Source organism: Rhizobacter sp. P3_C12 (genome assembly GCF_056402735.1).
The window spans coordinates 1-1,081 of the sequence record NZ_JBFUGW010000613.1; the positions used below are offsets into that span (position 1 = coordinate 1).

Annotated in this window: 2 protein-coding genes; one reads left to right on the forward strand and one right to left on the reverse strand. The window is 68.1% G+C overall.

Annotated elements, in window-relative coordinates:
* A partial coding sequence (locus tag AC1DXV_RS34935; protein WP_477938089.1) for an ATP-dependent DNA helicase occupies positions 1 to 537 on the forward strand: 537 nt, incomplete at its 5' end.
* A gap of 3 nt (positions 538 to 540) precedes the next feature.
* On the opposite strand, the gene AC1DXV_RS34940 is transcribed toward AC1DXV_RS34935, so the two are convergent.
* Positions 541 to 1,081, reverse strand: a 541-nt coding sequence (locus tag AC1DXV_RS34940; RefSeq protein ID WP_477938090.1) for an outer membrane protein assembly factor BamD, incomplete at its 5' end; no start/stop codon positions are given.

Below are 1,081 nucleotides of genomic sequence, written 5' to 3' on the forward strand. Positions count from 1 at the left end.
TTCGTGCTGACCACCACGCTGCGGGCGCTGCAGACGGTGGGCGAGCGGCTGCGCGACACCTTCGAATCCGAGGGCGACAACATCCAGGTGCTGATGCAGGGTTCGATGCCGAAGCGCCAGCTGCTGCAGCAGTTCCTCGCGCAGCCGCGCTCGGTGCTGGTCGGCTCGCAGAGCTTCTGGGAGGGCATCGACGTGCCGGGCGACGCGCTGCAGTGCGTGATGATCGACAAGCTGCCGTTCCCGCCGCCGAACGATCCGCTGGTCGAGGCGCGCGTCAAGCGCCTGGAGAGCGAGGGCCGCAATCCGTTCTCCGACTACTTCATCGCCGAGGCGGCGGTGTCGCTGAAGCAGGGCGCCGGGCGGCTGATCCGCAGCGAGACCGACCGCGGGCTGCTGGTGATCTGCGATCCGCGCATGGCGGGGATGAACTACGGCAAGCGCCTGCGCGACGCATTGCCGCCGATGACGCGGGTGATGGCCGAGGCCGAGGCCCTGGAGTGGCTGGAGGGCCTGCAGGCGCAGGCCTTGCCGTTCTAGTCTTTACTGGGCCGTCGCCGGCAGCGGCTCCGACGCGATGAACTCGCTGTTCGGGAAGTTCTTGCGCAGCACGCGCCCGGCGTCGTCGCGCAGCTGCTCCAGCCCGAGCTTGTCGTAGCTCAGCACCATGATGTGCAGCGCCTCTTCGGCGGCCGGGCTCTGCTGGAATTCCTGCACCGTCTGCTGGGCGCGGTTGGCGGCGGCCACGTAGGCGCCGCGCCGGTAGTAGTAGCGGGCGACGTGCACTTCGTAGGCCGCCAGCGAGTTGACGATGTAGCGCATGCGCGCCTGCGCGTCCGGCGTGTACTTCGACTGCGGGAACTGGTCGACCAGCTGCTTGAACGACTGGTAGGAGTCCTTCGAGGCCTGCTGGTCGCGCTCGGACAGGTCCTGCCGCGCGATGCTGCTGAACAGGCCGAGGTTGTCGTTGAAGTTGACGACGCCCTGCAGGTAGAGCGCGTAGTCGAAGGCGGGGCTGGTCGGGTGCAGCTTCAGGAAGCGCTCGAGGATCGACAGCGCCGTCGCCTTCTCGCCCGTCTTGTAG